At 67.7% G+C, this 1689-nt stretch carries 2 pseudogenes; one reads left to right on the top strand and one right to left on the bottom strand.

Going from position 1 to position 1689, the window contains the following annotated elements:
* Positions 1-290 precede the first annotated feature (290 nt).
* Positions 291-1058: pseudogene (locus tag KZA10_RS14290) on the top strand (chorismate-binding protein); the annotation flags it as partial.
* A 62-nt stretch (positions 1059-1120) separates the two neighbouring features.
* Here KZA10_RS14290 and KZA10_RS14285 read toward each other — a convergent pair.
* Positions 1121-1689 (bottom strand): annotated as a pseudogene (locus KZA10_RS14285) (LacI family DNA-binding transcriptional regulator); the annotation flags it as partial.

Below are 1689 nucleotides of genomic sequence, written 5' to 3'. Positions count from 1 at the left end.
GCGAGTTCGCCGACGCTCATCTTCCGCCGCGCCATCATCACATCGATATCGACCACGACGGGCATCAGATCACCTCGTTGTCGAGCTCTGAGCGCCACGAGCGCGCCTCTGCCTCGCGGTCGATCGCGCGTGGCGGCCCGAGCGCGATGTGGTAGTTTCGGCCCCATGCTCGCGAACTTCACCTGGTGGCCCGCCTTCTAGGCGGTGTGTTCGCGTTCCCACGAATTCAGACCGCCGACCTCGGCGGTCTTTTCGTTGCGCCGAGCCGGAGCACAGCACAGGAGACATCGATGACCCTCTCACGACTCGCCGAGCTCAGCGCCGATCCGACGGCGTCCTTCGTGCTGATCGCACGTGACGGCGCCGACACCGTCGAGCTGCTCAGCGGGGAGGTCGTCGACGTCGATCTGCTCGCGGACATCCCGCTGACCATCGACGGCACCCCTCGCGAGGTGTTCTCGATGGTCCCCTATCGCCAGGTGCGTGAACGCGGGTTCGTCGCCCAGGACGACGGTGCCCCGCTGCGGTGCGTGGTCGTCGACGAGCACCTGCACCTGCCCACCGCGGAACTTCTCACGGCCCTCCCCCGCACACCCGTCGCGCTTCACGACGACGGCTTCGACATCGCCGACGCCGAGTACGCCGCGATCGTCGAGAAGGTCATCGCCGAGGAGATCGGCCGTGGGGAGGGTGCGAACTTCGTCATCCGGCGCGATTTCACCGCCGGCATCGACGTCGACGACCGGACGGCCGCCCTCACCTGGTTCCGTGCGCTGCTCACGCACGAACGCGGCGCCTACTGGACTTTCGCCGTCGTCACTCCCGGGCACATCGCCGTCGGCGCCAGCCCGGAGGCCCATGTGGTCGCCCGCGAAGGCATCGTCACGATGAACCCGATCTCCGGAACGTTCCGTCACCCGGCCGGTGGTTCGACGAAGGAGACGCTGATCGACTTCCTCGCCTCGACCAAGGAGACCGAGGAACTGTTCATGGTCGTCGACGAGGAACTCAAGATGATGAGCGCCGTGTGCTCCGACGGTGGGCGGATCACCGGCCCCCACCTCAAGGAGATGTCGCGGCTCACGCACACCGAGTACATGCTTCGCGGACGCAGCTCCCTACCTTCCTCCTCCGCATACGGAGTGAGTCCGGCGTCCGCGAGAGCCGCGCGGAACCCCTGCACACGATCTTCCGAGGCGACCATCGTGAGCGGACCCGAGATCGTGGCGATGCGCGTGCGCCCGATGTCGATCAGGCGACGGGTGGCGTTCCTCGCTCCGGCCACGTTGTCGACATCGACGACGTAGTCGCCGTCGCGCCGACGCACGGGGCGTCCACCGAAGACGACCGGCACGGCATCCGCGATCCGATCGACGAACGCGTCGCTCGTGTGATGCGACACGATCAACGCGCCGTCGACGCCGCCGTTGCGCACGAAGCTGGTCATCTTGTCGCCGGGGTCATCGCTCGCGATGAGCAGGTTGAGCAGGTAGTCCGAGCCGCCGAGTGCACCCGTGATCCCGGCGACGATGGCCGCGAAGAACGGGTCGCCGAAGAAGCGGGTGGTGTCCTCCGGCACGATCAGGGCGATCGCGTGCGTCTGCCGGGAGGCGAGGGAGCGTGCCGCGCGGTTGGGCACGTAGTTCAGCTCATCGATCGCGGCGCGCACGGCGGCGAGGGCCTCCGGGC

The sequence above is a fragment of the Microbacterium sp. BF1 genome (assembly GCF_019279095.1).
Classification (GTDB): domain Bacteria; phylum Actinomycetota; class Actinomycetes; order Actinomycetales; family Microbacteriaceae; genus Microbacterium; species Microbacterium maritypicum.
This window is presented reverse-complemented; position numbering and strand designations above follow the sequence as displayed.